The sequence below is a fragment of the Streptomyces mesophilus genome (genome assembly GCF_040300965.1).
Classification (GTDB): domain Bacteria; phylum Actinomycetota; class Actinomycetes; order Streptomycetales; family Streptomycetaceae; genus Streptomyces; species Streptomyces mesophilus_A.
This window is the reverse complement of record NZ_JBEPEW010000083.1, coordinates 17816-37112: the sequence shown is the minus strand read 5'-3', so window position 1 is coordinate 37112 and position 19297 is coordinate 17816. Positions and strand designations below refer to the sequence as shown.

Below are 19297 nucleotides of genomic sequence, written 5' to 3'. Positions count from 1 at the left end.
CCCTCGCGCGCCGCAACGCCCACCGCGCGGCCCGCGCGGAATCCGCGGCGCCGCCGATGCCCGGCGTACGGGCGTCTCACGCCCTGGAGCCTCGCCGACTGCCTGCCCCGCCGCCACCCCTGCCGAGGCCAGCGCAGCCGGGCCCGCCGCCCGCGTACCCGGCCGCTCCCGGCGGGCCGGACCCGCTGGCCCTGGACCAGTTGGCGACCGACGCCGCCGCCCGGGCCCATGCGCTTCTGGGCACCGGTGAAGACCCCCTCGCCGAACTGACGCTCTGGCAGGACGCGGTACGCATCGCCGCCTCCCAGCCCGGCTCCGGACTCACCGGTGCGACCCGGGCGCTCTATGCCCAACTGGCCGCGGCGGCGGACCGTTCGACCACGGACTTGGCGCGTGCGGCCGCCGCCTGGCGCCAAGGCGGCGCGGAGGGCCTGGCCGTCCTGGAGGAGTCCTGGAACCCGCCGGCCGGACCCTTCGACCAGGCGCGCCCGGCGCTGCTCGCAGCGGAACACCCGCCGTTCCGCCCCTGGCGCAACCACCTCACGCACCCGGACGGCCACCTCCAACTCCGCTACGGACGCGACGGTTACTGGTACCCGTACGAATCCGAACCCGGCCGCGAGGACTGGTGGCCCCGGGGCACAAGAGACCTGGACCCGGTGGGCGCGCTGAGCGGGTAGAGGCGCGTTGTTGCTCCGGTTCGGCCGCGTGCTTGGGGTGTTGGGCTGTGCGGGTCCTGGGGTTGGGCCGCGCGGGTACCGCGGTTGGGTTGCGTGCATCTGGGGTTCGGGCGCGGATCTGGGGGTCGTGTTGCGCGCGTCTGGGGTTCGGTTACGCGCGCCTGCGGTTGGGTTGCGCGTTTAGGGTTCGGTCACACGCCTGTGGTCGGGTTGCGCGCGTCTGAGTCACCGCCACCGCGTTCTTCCTCTGGTACGACGCGCTGCGCCGGCTCGGCGCCGGCCGCGCCGGGCTCTTCGCGGGACTCGTCCCGGTGGGCGCCCTGCTCACCACCGGCGCACTCGGCCTCGGCGCCGTGGGCCACGCGGACCTCGCCGGCGCCTGCTCGTCGCGGCAGGCGTCGCCCTCGGCCTGCGGGGCCCGGCGTCACCACCCTCGGCGTCACCGCTCCCCGCGCCCCGGTCCTCGGTGTCACCGCTCCCTGCGCCTCCGTCCTCGGTGTCGCCGCTCCCTGCGCCCCGGTCCTCGGTGTCGCCGCTCCCTGCGCCCCGGTCCTCGGTGTCGCCGCTCCCTGCGCCCCGGTCCTCGGTGTCACCGCTCCCCGCGCCTCCGCCCTCGGCATCGCCACTCCCAGCGCCATCGGCCCCCGCCCGTAAGCCACTTCCTGCCGCTGCCGCCCCTACCGAAGCCGCGTGACCACCAGCAGGTACTCCTTGCGGTTCAGGGGGTTGTGATCGGTCCGTGCCCGGGCGGGTGCCTCACCGCTCACCGGCCGGTACCCGGCGAACGCGGACTCCACGACGCCCTCGCCCCGCGTCAGCCCCGGCAGCAGCTGGCCCAGCCGGTGCAGCGAGGCCGCCGGGATCTCGCCTTCGAGCGAGCACGACGTGCCCCGGATGTCAGGCGTCCCGGGTACGGCCCGCAAGCGCCCGAGCAGCGGCAGCACGGGACCAAGAGTGTCGGCGGGCAGTTCGAGCCGGAAGTGGTGCACCGGCTCCTCGACCCCGGTGCCGGCCTCCCGCAGCGCATCCATCAGCACCAGTGGCGTGACCTGCCGGAAATCACGTGCCGTGCTCGACATGCTCTTGTCGAACGTGGCGTGCGAGTGGCTCTGCCGCGGCCAGTAACCGGAGTGGGTCATCGTCACCTTGCAGTCGACGACCCGCCAGCCCAGCAGGCCCTGGTCCAACGTCTCGTGCACCGTCTCCTCGACGGCCTTGAAGAACGCGTAAGGCATCGAGCCGAGTTCGACCTCGAGACCGAACGACACCCCGCTGCCCGGCGGCGCCGGCTCCACCCGCAGCCCGACCGTGCCGAGGAAGGGCAGCAGGTCCTTCTCGTACCCGTGCCCGACGCCGGCCGGCCGCTCGACGCAGATCGTCGTCGTCTCGTGGAAGCCCACGTCGAGGCCGAACTCCTCGGCGAGCGTGGTCTGGATGACCTCCTTCTGCACCTCGCCGTACAGGGAGAGATGAACCTCGTCGCGTACGTCGTCCTGGCGGAGGCCGATCAGCGGGTCCTGCTCGGCGAGTTGGGCAAGGGCCAGATGCAGCGCACCGCGGTCCGTGCCCGCACCGGGGACGACCAAGGTCTCCAGCGTGGGCGGGGCGAAGTGGGCGTCCGCGGATTCCTTGCGGGCCGCGCCCACCCAGTCCCCGATGCGGACCTCGCCGAGCCCCCACACCTTCGCGATCTCGCCGGCCCGCGCCACGGGCCGCCGTTGACCGGCACCCTCGTGGAAGACCTCGACCGCCGTGACCTTGCCTTCGTGCACCGAGCCGCCGAGGGCCGAACCTTCACGGGCCGAGCCGCCGCGGGCCGAACCCCCATGCGCCGAGCCGACACGGGCCGAACCTTCGTAGCCCGAGCCGCCGCGGGCCGAACCCCCATGCGCCGAGCCGACGCGCCCCAACGGCACCCGGTCGCGCAGCCGCAGCTCGCCCGAGAACATCCGTACGTACGCGATCTTCTCGCCGGCGGGGCCGCGCTCCACTTTGAAGACCGTTCCCGAGAGCCGCCCGTCGCCCTCGTCCGCGTACGGCAGCAACGTGCGGATGCCGTCCATGAGGTGGGGCAGGCCGGCGCCGGTCACCGCCGAGCCGAAGAACACCGGGTGCACCAGGCACGCCCGGGTCTGGGCCGCCAGCGCGGAGAGCAGAGTCCCCTGCGGGACGGCCGCGCCTTCCACGTACGCGGAGAGCAGTTCGTCGTCCTGCTCGGCGAGCACTTCGGTCAACGCCTCGCGGAATACGGCGTCTTCGGAGCCGTACGGCCGCGCCTGCGCCCTCCGTGTCCCGATGCCGTGCACCGGGCCCATGGCGGGTGCCGCCGGAGTGAGGCGCCGGGTGATCCGGCGCAGCGTGCGCTCGTACTGGGCGCCGCCGCGGTCGATCTTGTTGACGAAGATCAGCGTGGGGATGCCCAGCCGGCGCAGCGTGCGCAGCAGGATCCGCGTCTGCGCCTGGACGCCCTCGACGGCCGAGACCACGAGCACGGCGCCGTCGAGCACGCTGAGCACCCGTTCCACCTCGGCGATGAAGTCCGGGTGGCCGGGGGTGTCGATGAGATTGACGGTCACCCGGTCCTCGGGCGGCCCGAGCGGGAACGAGGCGACCGCGGACTTGATGGTGATACCGCGGCGCCGCTCCAGGGCGAGCGAATCCGTCCGCGTATTTCCTTCGTCGACGCTGCCGGGAGCGTCGATCACACCGGCGGCGTGCAGCAGCCGCTCGGTCAGACTGGTCTTACCTGCGTCGACATGGGCCAGAATGCCCAGATTCAGCGACGGAGTTGGCGATGCCGATGACACGTAGCGTCATGTCCTTCGAAGAGGGGGTCGGGGTCAGCGAGCGGGACATGGATGTCTGGCGCATTGCCGTTACCTCCTCCTGGGCCGCTTCGTCGCGGCGGACGTCTGCGAGTAGAGCAGGGCGTACGCGAGCCGGGCAAGCGATTAAACGGGTGCGAAGGTTCCGCGGGCCGGGGGCGGGGAGCGGCGCCGCACACCCGTACGCGATCCTGCTGCGGGTGACCGAGCACCACTCGTACGAGGAAACGGACGACGACGGTGGACGCAGCGGTGGGCGACGGCGCGGATGAAGGCGCGGGCGAAAGCGTGATCGAAGGTGCTGGCGAGGGCGTGAGCGAAGGCGTGATCAAAGGTGCGTGCGTGAGCGAAGGCGTGATCAAAGGTGCGGCCGTGAGCGAAGGCGCGGACGAAGCGGCGCAGGTCGGGGCCTTCTGGCGCGGGCTCGGACTGCCCGGGCTGATCGACGTGCACACGCACTTCATGCCCGAGCGGGTGATGGACAAGGTGTGGGCGTACTTCGACGCCGTCGGCCCGATGACCGGCGTGGACTGGCCGATCACCTACCGCGACGCGGAGGACGAACGGGTGCGGCGGCTACGGGACTTCGGTGTACGCGCCTTCACCGCCATGGTCTACCCGCACAAGCCCGGCATGGCTGCTTGGCTCAACTCCTGGGCCGGGGAGTTCGCCGCCCGCACCCCCGACTGCCTGCACACGGGCACCTTCTATCCCGAACCCGGCGCAGCCGCCGAGGTCCGCCGGACGATCGAGGCGGGGGCGCAGGTCTTCAAGGCGCACCTCCAGGTCGGCGGGTACGACCCGACGGATCCCCTGCTCGACGACGTGTGGGGCGCGCTGGCGGAATCCGGCACGCCCGTCGTGACGCACTGCGGCTCCGGGCCCGTACCGGGCAAGCACACCGGGCCCGAACCCATCGGCGCGGTCCTGTCCCGCCATCCACAACTGCGCCTGATCGTCGCCCACTTGGGTACGCCCGAGTACGCCGAGTTCCTGGATCTCGCGGACCGGTTCGCGCACGTCCACCTCGACACCACGATGGTGTTCACCGAGTTCACCGAGCGACTGGCACCCTTCCCGCCGGCCCTGCTGCCGCGCCTGCAAGACCACCAGGACCGCATTCTGCTCGGCACCGACTTCCCGAACATCCCCTACCCGTACGCCCACGCCCTGGACTCCCTGGTGCGTCTCGGCCTCGGCGACTCCTGGCTGCGTGCGGTCTGTTACGAGAACTCCGCGCGGCTCTTCGCCGGCTCACCGGCCGTGCGGCTCCTCGGCCGGAACTCGGCCTGAACACCGTTCTCGCCCGGGCCCTCAAGTCGCCTGCCTGCCATGACGGTTGATCGTCCCGTCATGGCCGAAAAACCTCGCTGCAACTCTCTTGACGCACCGCCGTAACGACCTTACGTTCCTTGGTCATACGTAGAAGCAGCCGCCCAAGCGACTTCCGCATCAGCGCTCATACGTATGAGCACCTCCTTCAGCGCCCCGCACAGCGATCACGAAGAGCAGGAGTCAGCCATGCCCACGAGACGAGACTTCCTAGTGCGCGCCGCCGCGGCGGCCGTCGCCGTTCCGCTCGGCGCGAGCGCCTGTACGGCGGGGACCGGCGCGGGCTCCGCCGGTGGCGGCAAGGGGGTGGACACACTCGTGTTCGGCAAGACGGACGCGGGGACGACCTTCGTCCGCAACTACAACATGTTCAGCCCCGCCACCCAGAAGACCCCGCACGGCGAGCTGATCCACGAGTCGCTGCTGCGCGTGGACTACAGCGACGGCGCGAAGGTCAAGCCCTGGCTGGCCGAGAGTATGGAGTTCGACGAGGCCGGCACCACGCTGACCCTGAAGCTGCGCGAGGACGTGAAGTTCTCGGACGGCAAGCCCCTGACCGCCGACGACGTGGTCTTCTCGCTCGGGATCCCGCTGAAGGACCCCGCGTTCAACACCGGCGGCACCACGTACGAGAAGGTCGAGAAGAAGGACGCCGCCACCGTCACCGTGCACTGGCCGCGCGCCGCCTTCAGCGAGGTCAGCCAGCTCGCCTCCATCGCGGTCCCGATCGTGCCCAAGCACCTCTGGGACGGCAAGGACCTCAACAGCTGGACCAACCCCGACCCCATAGGCACCGGCCCGTTCACCCTCCAGCGGTTCGCACCGCAGCAGCTCACGCTCGCCGCGCGGACGGACTACTGGGGCGGCGGGTTCGAGATCAAGCAGCTGAAGATCATTCCGACGAGCCCGGACACCGTGAAGGCGCAGCTGCTGCGCGGCGAGGTGGACTGGACGCTCCAGGCCTGGAACGGGGCCGAGAAGGAGTATGTCGCCAAGGACCCGAAGCACCATCTGTACGAGAAGTACGCGACGGGCGGCGCCTATTCGCTCTTCTTCAACACCGAACGCGCGCCGTTCGACGACGTGCATGTGCGCCGCGCCCTCGCACTGACGATTCCGCGCAAGGACATCGTCACCACGCTGCAGCGCCCCGGTACGGAGGCGGGTCCGACGGGCCTCGTCGACGAGATCTACGCGGACACCATCCTGCCCGAGTACCGCGGGAAGGTGCAGCAGGTCGACGCCGCGGAGGCGCAGAAGGAGCTGGAGCTCAGCGGCTTCGAGGTCAAGGGCGGCAAGCTCGTCAAGGACGGCAAGTCGTATACGCCGAAGATCTCGTTCAACCAGGACTTCGGCTGGGACGCGTATGCCAACATCATGATCCGCAGCTGGCAGAAGCATCTCGGACTCGAGGTGAAGTCGGCGGGCGCCCCGGGCGCCAACCTCTTCGAGCAGCAGCAGACGGGCGAGTTCGACCTCACCATCTCCACCACGGGCGGCGCCGGGGTCGCCGGCCTGTACAGCGCGCTGAGCAGCCGCGCCCATCGGCCCCTCGGCGAGAAGACCGCCACCAACTTCGGCCGGTGGAAGGACGACGCCACCGACGCCGCGCTCGAGGAGCTCCAGGGTTCCAACGACCCCGGCACGACGAAGAGCGCGGCGCAGAAGCTGCAGAAGATCGTCGCCGAGCAGGTGCCGTACAGCCCGGTCTACGACAGCTTCTGGTTCGTCGCCGTCAACGCCAAGCGGTGGACCGGCTGGCCCACGCCCGAGAACTTCTCCGCCGTGCCGATGCTCGGCCTCGGCCCCGACGCCACCCTCACGCTGCAGAAGCTGAAGGCCGCCAAGTGACAGCGGTGACCGCCGAGAAGCCCGTCGCCGTCCGGGCGGCGCGGGCCCGGGCCCCGCGCCGCTGGGGGTTCCTGGGCCGGCGCCTCGGCTTCTATCTCGCCGCCGCGTGGTCGGCGATCACGTTGAACTTCTTCCTGCCCCGGCTGATGCCCGGCGACCCGTCGGCCGCCATCGTCGAGAAGCTGCAGCGCGTCAGTGGACAGCAGCTCGCGCCGAGCGCCCTGGAGTCGATCCAGAAGGTCTTCGGCAACGCGGACGCCAACCTCGGCCGCCAATACCTCGACTATCTGGGCCAGTTGGCGCGCTTCGACCTCGGCATCTCGGTCAGCAACTACCCCGTGCCCGTGAGCGACCTCCTGTGGCAGGGCGTGCCCTGGACGCTGCTGCTCGTCGGCACGACCACCGTGATCGCCTTCGTGCTCGGCACCGGCATCGGCGCGATGGCCGGCTGGAAGGCGGGCGGCCGTTTCGACAGCGTCCTGAGCCCGCTGACCACGTTCGTCTCGGCCATCCCGTACTTCTGGATGGCGCTGCTCGGACTGTGGCTCTTCGCCTTCGTCCTGGGCTGGTTCCCGCTGTCCGGGGGATACGACGCGGACCTGCCGATCGGCTTCTCGCCCTCGTTCCTCCTGAGCGTGCTGCACTACGGTGCGCTGCCCGCCGCCACCATCGTGTTCTCGGCCTTCGGCGGCTGGCTGCTCGGCATGCGCAACATGACGGTCACCACGGTCCGCGAGGACTACGTCCTGCTCGCCCAGGCCAAGGGCCTGTCCAACCGACGCGTACTGCTGCGGTACGCGGCCCGCAACGCCGTGCTGCCCAACTTCACCGGCTTCGCCCTCGCCCTCGGCCATGTGGTCGGCGGCGCCCTGCTCACCGAGGTGGTCTTCAACTACCCGGGCATCGGCTATCTCCTCTACACCTCGCTCCAGCAGCGCGACTACCCGGTGATGCAAGGGGTCTTCTTCCTCATCATGCTGACCGTCCTGCTCGCCAACCTGCTGGCCGACTCGGTGTACGCCCTGCTCGACCCGCGTATCAGAGAAGGAGGGTGACGGGCCGTGAGCACCGGATTCCTCAGCAGCTGGAAGGTCCGCATCGGCCTCGGCATCCTGGCCTTCTTCTGTCTGCTCGCCCTTCTCGGCCCCTGGCTGGCGGAGAGTCTGCTCGGACTCGACCCGCGCGCCAACGACACCGGCGCCATCGCGCTGCCGCCCGGCGGTGAACACCTCCTGGGCACCAACCAGTTCGGGCAGGACGTCCTCGCCCAGGTCGTCGCCGGCGCCCGCGGCTCGATGTACGTGGGCCTGATCGGCGCCGTGGTCGGTACGGCCATGGCGATCCTGGTCGGCGTACCGGCCGGGTACTACGGCGGCCGGGTGGACGCCGCCCTGAACTTCCTGACGAACCTGTTCCTCGTCCTGCCGGTGCTTCCGCTCATCCTGATCGTGGCCGGCTATCTGCAGGGCACCGGACTCACCACCATCGCCCTGATCATCGGGTTCTTCGGCTGGTCCGGCGGGGCGCGCACCCTGCGCGCCCAGGCGATGAGCATCGCCAACCGCGATTTCGTACGGGCGATGCGCATGCTCGGCGAGAAGGGGCACCGCCTCGTCTTCGCCGAAGTGCTGCCGCACCTCACCGGCCTCATCGCCTCGATGTTCCTGCACGCGATGATCGGCGCGGTGATGGCCGAGGCAGGACTCGCGTTCCTGGGGATCTCCGACTCCTCGGCGATCAGCTGGGGGACCATGATCCAGTCGGCGCAGCAGCAGAGCGCCGTCCTGCGCGGCCTGTGGTGGTGGTTCGTACCGCCCGGCCTGTGCATCGCCCTGATCGGCACGGCGGCGGCCCTGGTCAACTTCGGCGTCGACGAGTTCGCCAACCCCAAGCTGCGAGTGGCCCGCCCGGTCTCGGTGCGCCGCGCGAAGCGGCTCGCACGGGCCGCCGCCACGACCGGAGGTGACTCCCGATGACCGTACAAACCGAGCCGCACACGTCCCCTGTGACCGCAACCGCCGTTCTCGAAGTCCGCGGTCTGACCGTCGAATACGCCACCGGAAGCACCCCCGTACGCGCCTGCTCAGATGTCTCCTTCACGCTGCGCCGGGGCGAAATCCTGGGCGTCGCGGGGGAGTCGGGCTCCGGGAAGTCCACTCTGATCACCGCGCTCACCCGGCTCCAGCGGCCGCCCGCCGTCACCACCGCGGGGCAGATCCTCTTCCACGGAAGGGACGGCGCACCGCCCGTCGACCTGGCCGCGCTCGACGGCAGACAGCTGCGCCGCTACCGGTGGACGGCCCTGTCGATCGTGCTGCAGTCCGCGATGGACGCGCTCAACCCGGTGATGCGGATCGGCGCCCAGTTCGCCGACGTACTGCGGGCCCGGGAACGCGGGCTGAGCAAGAAGGACGCGTGGGCGCGGGCTGAGGACCTGCTAGCCCTCGTCGGCATCTCCGCCGACCGGGTCCGCGACTATCCGCACCAGCTCTCCGGCGGGATGCGCCAGCGCGCCGCCATCGCCCTGGCGCTCGCCTGCGGGCCCGAGCTGGTGGTGATGGACGAGCCGACGACGGCCGTGGACGTGGTGATGCAGCGGCAGATCCTCGCCCAAGTGCTGCGACTGCGGAAGGAGTTGGGCTTCGCGGTCGTGTTCGTCACGCACGATCTGTCGCTGCTGCTGGAACTCGCGGACCGTATCGCCATCATGTACGCCGGCCGGATCGTCGAGGTGGGCGAGGCGGCCGACCTCTACCGCAGCCCCCGGCATCCGTACACCCAGGGCCTGCGCGACTCCTTCCCGCCGCTGCACGCGCCGCTGCGCACCCTGCGCGGCATCCCCGGAACACCGCCCGATCTGCGGCGCCCGCCCGCGGGCTGCCCGTTCCATCCCCGGTGCGCGCAGCGGATCGAGGGCTGTGACGAGCGGCTTCCCGCGCTGCTGCCGGTGAGTTCGGAAGGCGGACACGAGGCCGCGTGCCTCCTCGACGAGAGCCACCACGAGCAGCAGAAGGGAGGGAACCGATGAGCAATGTCCTGCGCAAGGAGGCAGCCGTGCAGACGATCCGGAACCCCGACAAGGCGGATGCCGCCGACGCGCCACAGGATTCGCAGTACGTCCTCGAAGCGCGCGAGGTCACCAAGCACTTCACCGTCCGAGGCTCGCTCGGCAGGACCTCCGTGGTCCGCGCCGTGGAGCAGGCGACCGTACGCCTCGAGCCCGGGCAGATCCTGGCCCTGGTGGGGGAGAGCGGCAGCGGCAAGACCACCCTCGCCCGGATGCTGGCCCGTTTCCACGAGCCGACCGAGGGCGAGATCGTCCTGCGCGGAGAGCCCGTGAGCGGCAGCCGGCGGGCCCGGCGCGCCTACCACTCCGAGGTGCAGCTGATCTTCCAGGACCCCTTCGGTTCGCTGAACCCGCTGCACCGCGTCCGCTACAACCTCGAACGCGCACTGCGGCTGCACCAGCCGCAGTTGGACCGCGCCGGACGCGAACGCCGCATCACCGAACTCCTGGAGCGGGTGAGCCTCACGCCGACCGACGAGTTCGCGGCGAAGTTCCCGCATGAACTCTCCGGTGGACAGCGGCAGCGCGTGGTGATCGCCCGCGCCCTCGCCGTGGAGCCGAAGGTCCTGCTCGGGGACGAGCCGATCTCCATGCTCGATGTGTCCATCCGCCTGGAGATGCTCAATCTGCTGCAGCGGCTGCGCACCGAGGACGGCCTCGCGCTCCTCTACATCACGCACGACATCGCCAGCGCCCGCTATCTGTGCGACGAGATCGCCGTGATGTACGCGGGACAGATGGTGGAATCCGGCCCCAAGGAGGAGGTGATCGCGGCGCCGCAGCACCCGTACACCAAACTGCTCATAGAGTCGTCTCCGGACCCCGAGCGCGGAGTGGACGACCGCGAGGCGCTCTTCGCGGGCGCCGACGAACTCGGTGAACCGCCCAGCCTGATCGACCCGCCCACGGGCTGCCGGTTCCACCCGCGCTGCCCGTTCGCGATGCCCGAGTGCCGTGAACAGGCGCCGCCCCGCACGGAGTTGGGGAACGGCCACTGGGTGATGTGCTGGCTGCACACCAAGGGCCGGGCCGGGGAACTGGCCGGCACGACCCATGCCGAGGCGACGGCCGCCCGGCGCAGGACGCTCGAGGGGGCATCGTGACAGCACGACGGCGTGGCAAGGCGCCAAGCCAGGCGGACGTGGCGCGGCTCGCCGGCGTCTCCCAGTCGGCGGTGTCCCGGGTGATCAGCGGCAACGCGGCGACGGCGCGGATCCCCGAGGAGACCCGGCAGCGTGTCTTCGAGGCGGTACGCGAACTGGGCTATGTCGCCAACCCGGCGGCCCGTGCCATGCGCAAGCAGCGCAACAACCTCCTCGGTGTGCACACCTTCGAGCGGGTGTTCCCGCACGCCCACGAGGACTTCTACTTCGCGTTCCTGCTCGGTATCGAGGAGCGGGCCGAGGAGACGGGCTTCGACCTGGTGCTCTTCACCTCGACCGGCTCCGGCGGCAGCGCCGGACAAGGCGGCACCCGGGGTGAGCGCAAGATCTACAAGGACGGCACCAACCGGCTCAACCTCGCCGACGGCAGCATCCTGCTCGGCGTCTCCACCGACCGCGGCGAACTGGCCCGGCTCTGGTACGAGGGCTATCCGTTCGTGCACATTGGCCGCCGTGAGGTGCCCGGTGCGGAGATCCCGCAGATCATCCCGGACTACCGCACCGCGAGCGCACGCATCGTGGAACGGCTCTCGGAACTGGGCCACCGACGGCTCGGATACGTCCGCGAATGGATGGAGATGGAGCCGTACGAGGACCGCCGTACGGGATACGCCGAAGCGGTCGGCAGGCTCGGCCTGACCGACACCTCGCCGGGTTTCCACGGCACCCACGGCATCGAGAGCGCCTGGCTCGACGAGGTGGCGCGCGGCGCGGTGACCGCGGTCGTGGTGGAGAGCGTGCGGCTCGCGGAGTCCCTGCGCGAGCAACTGGCCGCCCGGGGAAGGAAGATCCCCGACGACGTGTCCGTCGCCGTGCTCGAAGCGGCGCCCGCGGACCTGTCCGGGCAGTGGGATTCGCTGGTGATCCCCCGGACCGAGATCGGCCGGATCGCCGTGGACCGGCTTCAGACCATGCTCGACGACCCCGACCAGCGCACCGGAAGCCTCTTCGTGCCCTGTCCGCTGATCCCCGGCACCACGGTGACGGAGGTGCGCGAATAGGGCCCGCGCCCTCGGCCCAGGACGCGCCGGACCACGCAGGGCGCCGTCCGCCGCTCCCGGCTGCCCAAGAGCGGCGCACGGGCGGTTCGTCCTGTCCAGCGCCGCCCTGGCGAGACCCACAGCCCCGTATGACGCCCCGACTCGACCATTCCGCACGGCAGTCCGGCCTCACCGGCAGAAGGAACCAAGCCACATGACAGAAATGCGAACCGAGATCCTCGTCGTCGGCGGCGGGCTCGGCGGTGTGGCCGCGGCGCTCACCGCGGCCCGGCTCGGCCGGAGCGTGGTGCTCACCGAGGCCACCGCATGGCTCGGCGGTCAGCTCACCGCCCAGGCCGTGCCGCCCGACGAGCATCCCTGGATCGAGGGTCCGGCCGCCCCGCCGGGCTATGCGGAACTGCGCCGCCGCGTACGCGACTACTACCGCCGCAACTACCCCCTCGCGCCCGGCGCCGCTCAGGATCCGCTGTTCGACCCGGGACTCGGCATCGTCAGCCGGATGTGCCACGAACCGCGGGTGGCCGTGGCCGTCCTCGAGGAGATGCTCGCGCCGTGGCGGGCGTCCGGCGCGATCACCGTCCTCACCGGGTACGAGCCGGTCGCCGCGCACACCGACGGCGACCGTATCGAGGCGGTCACGCTGGCCGGCCGGCACGACGGCCGGGAACTCACCGTCCATGCCTCCTACGTCGCCGACGCCACCGAACTCGGCGAGTTGCTCGAACTCGCCGGTGTGGAACACGTCTTCGGCGCGGAGGGCCAGGACGAGACCGGGGAGCCGCACGCGCCGGCGACCGCCGATCCGCTCGACCAGCAGGCCGTGTCCTGGTGTTTCGCCCTGGAGCACCGGCCCGGCGAGGACCATGTGATCGACCGCCCCGCCGCCTACGGCCACTGGCGCACCGAAGCCGCGCCGTTCTGGCCCGGACCCCAGCTCTCGTTCACCGACGTCGTGCCGATCACGCTCGAAGAGCGCACCTGGGCGCTGATGGGCGCCGACCGTGCGGCAGGGGAGCACTTCGATCTGTGGCAGTTCCGCCGGGTGCTCGCCCGGGAGCAGTTCGCCGCCGGGGCGTTGGCCTCCGACGTCACCGTCGTCAACTGGCCGCAGATCGACTACTGGGAGGCGCCGCTGCTCGGCGTCGGACCCGAGCAGCGGGCCGCGGCGCTGGAGGCCGCGCGCGGGCTTTCGCTGTCGTTCCTGCACTGGTTGCAGACCGAGGCGCCGCGGCCCGACGGCGGGACCGGCTGGCCGGGGCTGCGGCTGCGGCCGGACGTCACCGGCACCGCGGACGGTCTGGCCATGGCGCCGTACATCCGTGAATCGCGCCGGATCAAGGCCGAGTTCACGGTGCTCGAACAGCATGTGGGCGTCCAGGCGCGCCCGCCGGGCGCCGGAGGCGAGGTGTTCCACGACAGTGTCGGCCTGGGCAGCTACCGGATCGATCTGCATCCAAGTACCGCGGGACGCAGTTACATCGACATCGAGTCGTACCCGTTCCAGATCCCGCTGGGGGCCCTGATTCCCGTACGTGTGGACAATCTGCTGCCCGCCAACAAGAACATCGGCACCACGCACATCACCAACGGCTGCTACCGCCTGCACCCCGTGGAGTGGGCCATCGGCGAGGCCGTCGGCGCGCTCGCGGGCTTCTGCCTCGACCGGGCGCTTCCGCCCCGCAAGGTCCGCTCGGACCAGACCCAACTGGCGGACTACCAGCGCCTGTTGAGTCACACCCTAGGCGTCCAGCTGGCGTGGCCCGAGGAGATACGCAGCCGGCCGCACCACTACTGAGCCACCACCCCCGCCCCGACCGCCCCACCCCGCACTCCCGCGCCCCCGGCACCTGACCCCCGGGGGCGCGGGCCCCCACCCCGCACACGAGAGGACCCGCCATGAGCGGCCACGACCACGAGCCCCGTATCGCGGAACTCCTGGGACGGATGACCGTCGACGAGAAGCTCGGCCAGCTCCAGCAGCTCGCCTGGGCCTGGGACACAGGACCGGGCGGCGGCGACACCGCGGCGGCCGAGGCCGCGGCCCGCAAGGGCCTGCTCGGCTCGGTGCTCAACGTCGTCGGAGCCGAGGCGAGCAACGCCTTGCAGCGCATCGCCGTGGAGGAGTCGCGCCTCGGCATCCCGCTGGTCTTCGGCCTCGACGTGATCCACGGCTACCACACCACGTTCCCCATCCCGCTCGCCCAGGCCGCGGCCTTCGACCCGGCCGTCACGGCGGTGGACGCCGAGGTCTCCGCGCGCGAGGCGCGGTCCAACGGCATCCACTGGACGTTCTCGCCGATGATGGACGTCACCCACGAGCCGCGCTGGGGCCGGATCGCGGAGAGCACCGGCGAGGACCCGTATCTCACCTCCGCATACGCGGCGGCCAAGGTGCGCGGCTACCAGGGCGAGGACCTGACGGCACCGGACCGTATCGCCGCCTGCGCCAAGCACTTCGCGGCGTACGGGGGCGCGGAGGGCGGCCGCGACTACAACACCGTCGACGTGTCCGAGCAGCGGCTGCGCAATCTGTATCTGCCGCCGTTCAAGGCGGCCGTCGAGGCGGGCGCCGCCACCGTCATGGCCGCGTTCAACACCGTCAGCGGCGTGCCCGCGCACGCCAACTCCCATACGCTCACCGGCATTCTGAAGCGGGAGTGGGGCTTCGACGGTGTCGTGGTGAGCGACTGGACCGGTGTCCTGGAGCTGATCGCACACGGTGTCGCGGCGGACGAGGCCGAAGCGGCGAGGCGTTCACTGACCGCCGGCGTGGACATGGAGATGGTGTCCACCACCTTCGTCGACCACGGCCGCGACCTGCTCGCCTCCGGGGCGCTGACCGAGGCGCGGCTCGACGACGCGGTGGCCCGCGTCCTGCGTCTGAAGCTGCGCCTCGGGCTGTTCGAGCGCCCGTACGTGGAGGAGTCCGCGGCTCTCACCGCACCGAGCGCCGAGGCGCGGGCGGCGGCGCGCGAGGCGGCCGGGCGCTGCATGGTGCTCCTGAAGAACGACGGCGGCACCCTGCCCCTCGACGCGACAGCGCTCCGCTCGCTCGCCGTGATCGGGCCGTTCGCCGACTCCGGTGATCTGCTGGGCACTTGGACCCTGCCGGGCGCACCCGAGGCGGTCCCCGTCCTGGCCGGTCTGCGCGCAGCGCTGCCGGACACGGTGATCAGCCACGTCGAGGGCGCGTCAGCGGAGGGCGCCGACACCTCCGGCTTCGCGGCGGCCGTGGCCGCGGCCGATGCCGCCGACGCGGTGGTCCTCGTGGTGGGCGAGCCGCCCGCGCTCAGCGGAGAAGCGGCCGTACGGGGCGAGCTCGGACTGCCCGGAGTCCAGGAGCAGTTGGCCGAGGCGGTCGCCGCGACCGGCACGCCGTGCGTGGCGGTCCTCGTCGGCGGGCGGCCGCTGACCATCGGCGGCTGGGCCCAGCGGGTGCCCGCGGTCGTGATGGCCTGGCACCCCGGCATCGAGGCGGGTCCCGCCGTCGCGGACGTCCTGACCGGAGCCGTCGTGCCCGGCGGCAAACTGCCCGTGACCTTCCCCCGCTCGGTGGGCCAGATCCCGCTCTACTACAACCACGAGCGCACCGGCCGCCCCTACGATCCGGCCGCGCCCGAAGTGAAGTACGTGTCGCGCTACCTGGACATCGCCGAAGGCCCCGAGTTCCCCTTCGGTCACGGACTGAGCTACACCACCTTCGAGCTCGGCGAGCCACGACTCGGCCGGGAGCAGCTCGCGGCGGGCGACCTGGAGGCGGGCGCGACGGTCGAGGTGACCGTCCCCGTGCGCAACACCGGCGACCGTACGGCCGACGAAGTGGTCCAGCTCTACGTCCAGGACCCCGCCGCGAGCATCGCCCAACCGGTGCGCCGGCTGCGGGGGTTCACGCGGGTCCGGCTCGCCGCGGGCGAGGAACGGGAGGTCCGCTTCACGCTCGGTGCCGAGGACCTGGGGTTCTGGACCGGCGACACCGCGGGCACCTTCGTCGTCGAACCCGGCGAGATCCACCTGCACACCGGGACCAGCTCCCGTACCCGGTACCGGTGCACCCTCCTGATCACCTGACTGCCCGGACCGACGAAGGCACAGCGCACACCAGGACCCGACCCACCCAGAGGAGCAGCATGAGAGCAAAGCTATGCGCCGCCGTTGCCATCCCCTCCCTGCTTGGTCTGATGCTCACAGGAGCCGCCACCGGCACCGCGCACGCCGCCGCCACCACGTACTACGTGTCGCCCTACGGCAGCGACAGCAACAGCGGAACCTCGCCCGACCAGGCGTGGAAGTCGGCCGCGAAGGTGAACGCCTCCACGTTCCCGCAGGGCAGCACCGTCGCCTTCCAGGGCGGCGAGTGGTTCTCCGGCTGCCTGGTCTTCAACTCCGCCAATGTGCCGGCGTCTTCGGCCACCACCCCCTTCAAGGTCACGTCGTACGGCACCGGAAAGGCGACGCTCAGGTCCACCTGCACGGGCGAGTACTCGGCGGCCGTCACGGCGGACCACGTCAGCGGCTTCCAGCTGACGGGTCTCAAACTCGTCAACGGCGGGACCACCGCGGCCGGGGTGCTGCTGCAGAACCAGAGCTCCGCCACGGCCACGAAGTCCCTGCTGGTGTCCGACTCGGACATCTCCGGGTTCGCCACCCCCAGCGGCAGCACCAGCACCTTCGGCGGGCAGATCATGGTGCTCGGCTACGCGGTCAACGGGAACACCGGGCCGCTGGACGATGTGCAGATACGCAACAACGTCCTGCACGGCTCCAGCGCGACCTCGACGGCCGGACCCGGTGTCTACGGCTGGGGCGGCGGCGTGAACATCACCAACGTCCGCGTCGAGGGCAACACCGTGTACAACCTGGGCATGGCCCCGCAGACCACCGGCGCGGCCATCACCGCGAACGGCTGGAACGGCGCGGTGATCCAGCGCAACGTGGTCCACGACATCGGCGCCAACGTCACTTCCTGCGGCGGCACCAGCGGGATCATGACGTACACCTCGAACAACGTGGCCGTACGGCACAACGAGGTGTACAACGTGCGGCCGCTGCCGAGTCTGACCGCCGGCTGCGACTGGGACGGCATCGACCTCGACGGCGGCACCACCAACTCGGTCGTCGAGTACAACTACACGCACGACAACGCGGGCAGCGGCTACCTCGCGTACACCTCGACCGCGGCCGGCCGGGTCTGGGGACCCAACACCTTCCGCTACAACATCTCCGAGGACGACGACGCCGCCAAGGCGCAGGGCGGGCTCTTCGACGTCGTGCCCGTCGCACCGAAGAACGCCCTGTCCATCTACGGCAACACCCTCTACACCGGCAACGCGCAGACGACGAAGGACACGTCCAGCGCGTGCTTCCACTTCGGGTACGCCGCGGGCACCTGGGGCGCCGGTTCGCAGATCAAGAACAACGTCTGCCATATGGCCAACAAGGACAAGTACGGCCGCACCGGCCAGCTCTACTACAACCCCAACGGGCATACGGGGATGACGCTGGCGAACAATCTGTACTACGGCGCCGGCACCGCCGGGTTCCGCTGGGGCGGCACGACTTATGCCGACTTCGCGGCCTGGAAGGCGGCGGGGCACGCGTCGGGCGAGGTGTGGGGCGACCCGCTGTTCACCGCGCCCGGCGGCGGAGGCACCTGCACCTGGTCACCGGTCACCGGTACGGGACCGCAGCCGTGCCCGTCGGCGTACACCCTGAAGGCGGGTTCGCCGGCGATCGGAGCGGGAGCCGCCGTGACCGGCAACGGCGGTCGCGACTACTACGGGACGGCCATCCCGGGCAGCCCGAACATCGGGGCCGACGCGGGATAGCCGGAGCCGGCGACGGACAGCCCCGGTCCGGTCCGCTCCCCGCCGCGTAATGCCCCGTCCGACGGGCACCCGGCGGGGGCGGGCCCGGCCGGCGGGACCGTGCCGGCCCGGTGGTGGGCCGGCTTCCGTGCCGCCTCCGGAAGGGGATCCGAACCATGCGCGCACTGACCTGGCACGGCAAGCGGGACGTCCGGGTGGAGACCGTTCCCGACCCACGGATCGAGGATCCGACGGACATCGTCGTCCGGATCACCTCCACCGGCATCTGCGGTTCGGACCTGCACCTGTACGAGGTGCTCGGCCCCTATCTGGACCCGGGCGACATCCTCGGCCACGAACCCATGGGCGTCGTCGAGGAGGTCGGTCCGGAGGTGACCTCGCTCGCGCCCGGCGACCGGGTGGTCATCCCCTTCAACGTCTCGTGCGGGGACTGCTTCATGTGCGGCCAGGGGCTGCAGTCCCAGTGCGAGACCACCCAGGTCCGCGAACGCGGCACGGGCGCCTCACTGTTCGGCTATACGAAGCTGTACGGCCAAGTGCCCGGCGGTCAGGCGGAGTTGATGCGCGTGCCGTTCGGGGACCGGCTGCCGATCAAAGTGCCGCACGGTCCCGCGGACGACCGGTTCGTCTACCTCTCCGACGTCCTGCCGACCGCGTGGCAGGCCGTGGAGTACGCGGCGATCCCGCCCGGCGGCACGGTGACCGTCCTGGGACTCGGACCGATCGGTGCGATGGCGGCGCGGATCGCCCGGCACCGGGGCGCGGGTCTTGTGGTGGGCGTCGACCTCGTGAACGAACGCCTCACGCGCGCGGCCGCGCACGGAGCGAAATGCCTCGACCTGCGCCGGCACGGAAAGGACCTCGGGGACGCGATCCGCGACCTCACCGACGGGCGCGGCACGGACGCGGTGATCGACGCGGTGGGCATGGAGGCGCACGGCGCCCCGGTGGCGAAGACCGCACAGCGCGCCGTGGGACTGCTGCCCGACGCGCTCGCGGAACGCCTCATGGAGACCGCCGGCATGGACCGTCTCGCCGCCCTCAGGACGGCGATCGACGTGGTGCGCAGGGGCGGCACGATCTCGGTGTCCGGTGTGTACGGCGGCGCGGCCGACCCGCTGCCGCTCCTCACCCTGTTCGACAAGCAGATCCAGCTCAGGATGGGACAGGCCAACGTCAGGCGCTGGTCCGGCGACATCCTCCCGCTGCTCACCGACGAGGACCCACTGGGCGTCGACGCGTTCGCCACGCACCGGCTGCCGCTCGAGGAGGGACCGCAGGCGTACAAGACCTTCCAGGAGAAGCAGGACGGCATGATCAAGACGCTGCTGACTCCTTGAGCGTCTGTTCTCGGGCGTCTGTTGGCGAGTTTCGGGGCAGCCGGTGCCCGGCACGGCCCGGAACACGATCTGCTGGTGCAGCGCGGCTGTGCCCCCGCACCGTCCGCGTCCGCCCACGCCCGTACGTCACGCCAAGCGCTGTGTGCCCTGGAACCGATCGGGTACCCGGCGGGCGCCTGACTCCCGTACGGGCGTGGGCCGCCGTACCCCCCA

The 19297-nt window shown here is 71.1% G+C and carries 12 protein-coding genes and 1 pseudogene; 12 read left to right on the top strand and 1 reads right to left on the bottom strand.

All coding sequences use genetic code 11. From position 1 onward, the window contains the following. Positions 1-680, top strand: a pseudogene (locus ABT367_RS25930) (SWIM zinc finger family protein); the annotation flags it as partial. A gap of 677 nt (positions 681-1357) precedes the next feature. Here the strand turns inward: ABT367_RS25930 and ABT367_RS25925 are convergent. Next, positions 1358-3460 (bottom strand): GTP-binding protein, encoded by a 2103-nt coding sequence (locus ABT367_RS25925; RefSeq protein ID WP_434975538.1) that lies wholly within the window; start codon positions 3458-3460, stop codon positions 1358-1360. A 387-nt stretch (positions 3461-3847) separates the two neighbouring features. Between ABT367_RS25925 and ABT367_RS25920 the strand changes: the two genes are divergently transcribed. The 11 genes from ABT367_RS25920 (at position 3848) to ABT367_RS25870 (ending at position 19084) form a co-directional block, all read left to right on the top strand. Beyond that, positions 3848-4798 (top strand): amidohydrolase family protein, encoded by a 951-nt coding sequence (locus ABT367_RS25920; RefSeq protein WP_434975536.1) that lies wholly within the window; start codon positions 3848-3850, stop codon positions 4796-4798. Positions 4799-5026: 228 nt separating this feature from the next. Further along, positions 5027-6688 (top strand): ABC transporter substrate-binding protein, encoded by a 1662-nt coding sequence (locus ABT367_RS25915; RefSeq protein WP_352255498.1) that lies wholly within the window; start codon positions 5027-5029, stop codon positions 6686-6688. 71 nt (positions 6689-6759) lie between these two features. Beyond that, complete coding sequence (locus ABT367_RS25910) at positions 6760-7743, top strand: ABC transporter permease (protein WP_352255500.1); 984 nt, start codon at positions 6760-6762, stop codon at positions 7741-7743. Between the two features lie 6 nt (positions 7744-7749). Continuing rightward, positions 7750-8664 (top strand): ABC transporter permease, encoded by a 915-nt coding sequence (locus ABT367_RS25905; RefSeq protein WP_352255497.1) that lies wholly within the window; start codon positions 7750-7752, stop codon positions 8662-8664. Continuing rightward, positions 8661-9716, top strand: coding sequence for an ABC transporter ATP-binding protein (locus ABT367_RS25900; RefSeq protein ID WP_352255496.1), 1056 nt, complete (start codon positions 8661-8663; stop codon positions 9714-9716). Before ABT367_RS25905 ends, ABT367_RS25900 begins: the two co-directional genes overlap by 4 nt. Further along, complete coding sequence (locus ABT367_RS25895; RefSeq protein ID WP_352255495.1) at positions 9713-10858, top strand: ABC transporter ATP-binding protein; 1146 nt, start codon at positions 9713-9715, stop codon at positions 10856-10858. Before ABT367_RS25900 ends, ABT367_RS25895 begins: the two co-directional genes overlap by 4 nt. Next, entirely contained in the window at positions 10855-11919 is a 1065-nt protein-coding gene (locus ABT367_RS25890; RefSeq protein WP_352255494.1) for a LacI family DNA-binding transcriptional regulator, read from the top strand. The genes ABT367_RS25895 and ABT367_RS25890 overlap by 4 nt, the downstream gene beginning before the upstream one ends. A 202-nt stretch (positions 11920-12121) precedes the next feature. Then, a complete protein-coding gene (locus tag ABT367_RS25885) occupies positions 12122-13714 on the top strand; it encodes an FAD-dependent oxidoreductase (RefSeq protein WP_434975537.1) in 1593 nt (530 codons plus the stop codon). Positions 13715-13815: 101 nt separating this feature from the next. Continuing rightward, entirely contained in the window at positions 13816-15987 is a 2172-nt protein-coding gene (gene bglX / locus ABT367_RS25880) for a beta-glucosidase BglX (protein ID WP_352255492.1), read from the top strand. 110 nt (positions 15988-16097) lie between these two features. Next, a complete protein-coding gene (locus ABT367_RS25875) occupies positions 16098-17744 on the top strand; it encodes a right-handed parallel beta-helix repeat-containing protein (protein WP_352255491.1) in 1647 nt (548 codons plus the stop codon). 155 nt (positions 17745-17899) lie between these two features. Then, positions 17900-19084, top strand: coding sequence for a zinc-dependent alcohol dehydrogenase (locus tag ABT367_RS25870; protein ID WP_352255490.1), 1185 nt, complete (start codon positions 17900-17902; stop codon positions 19082-19084). Positions 19085-19297: the final 213 nt, after the last annotated feature.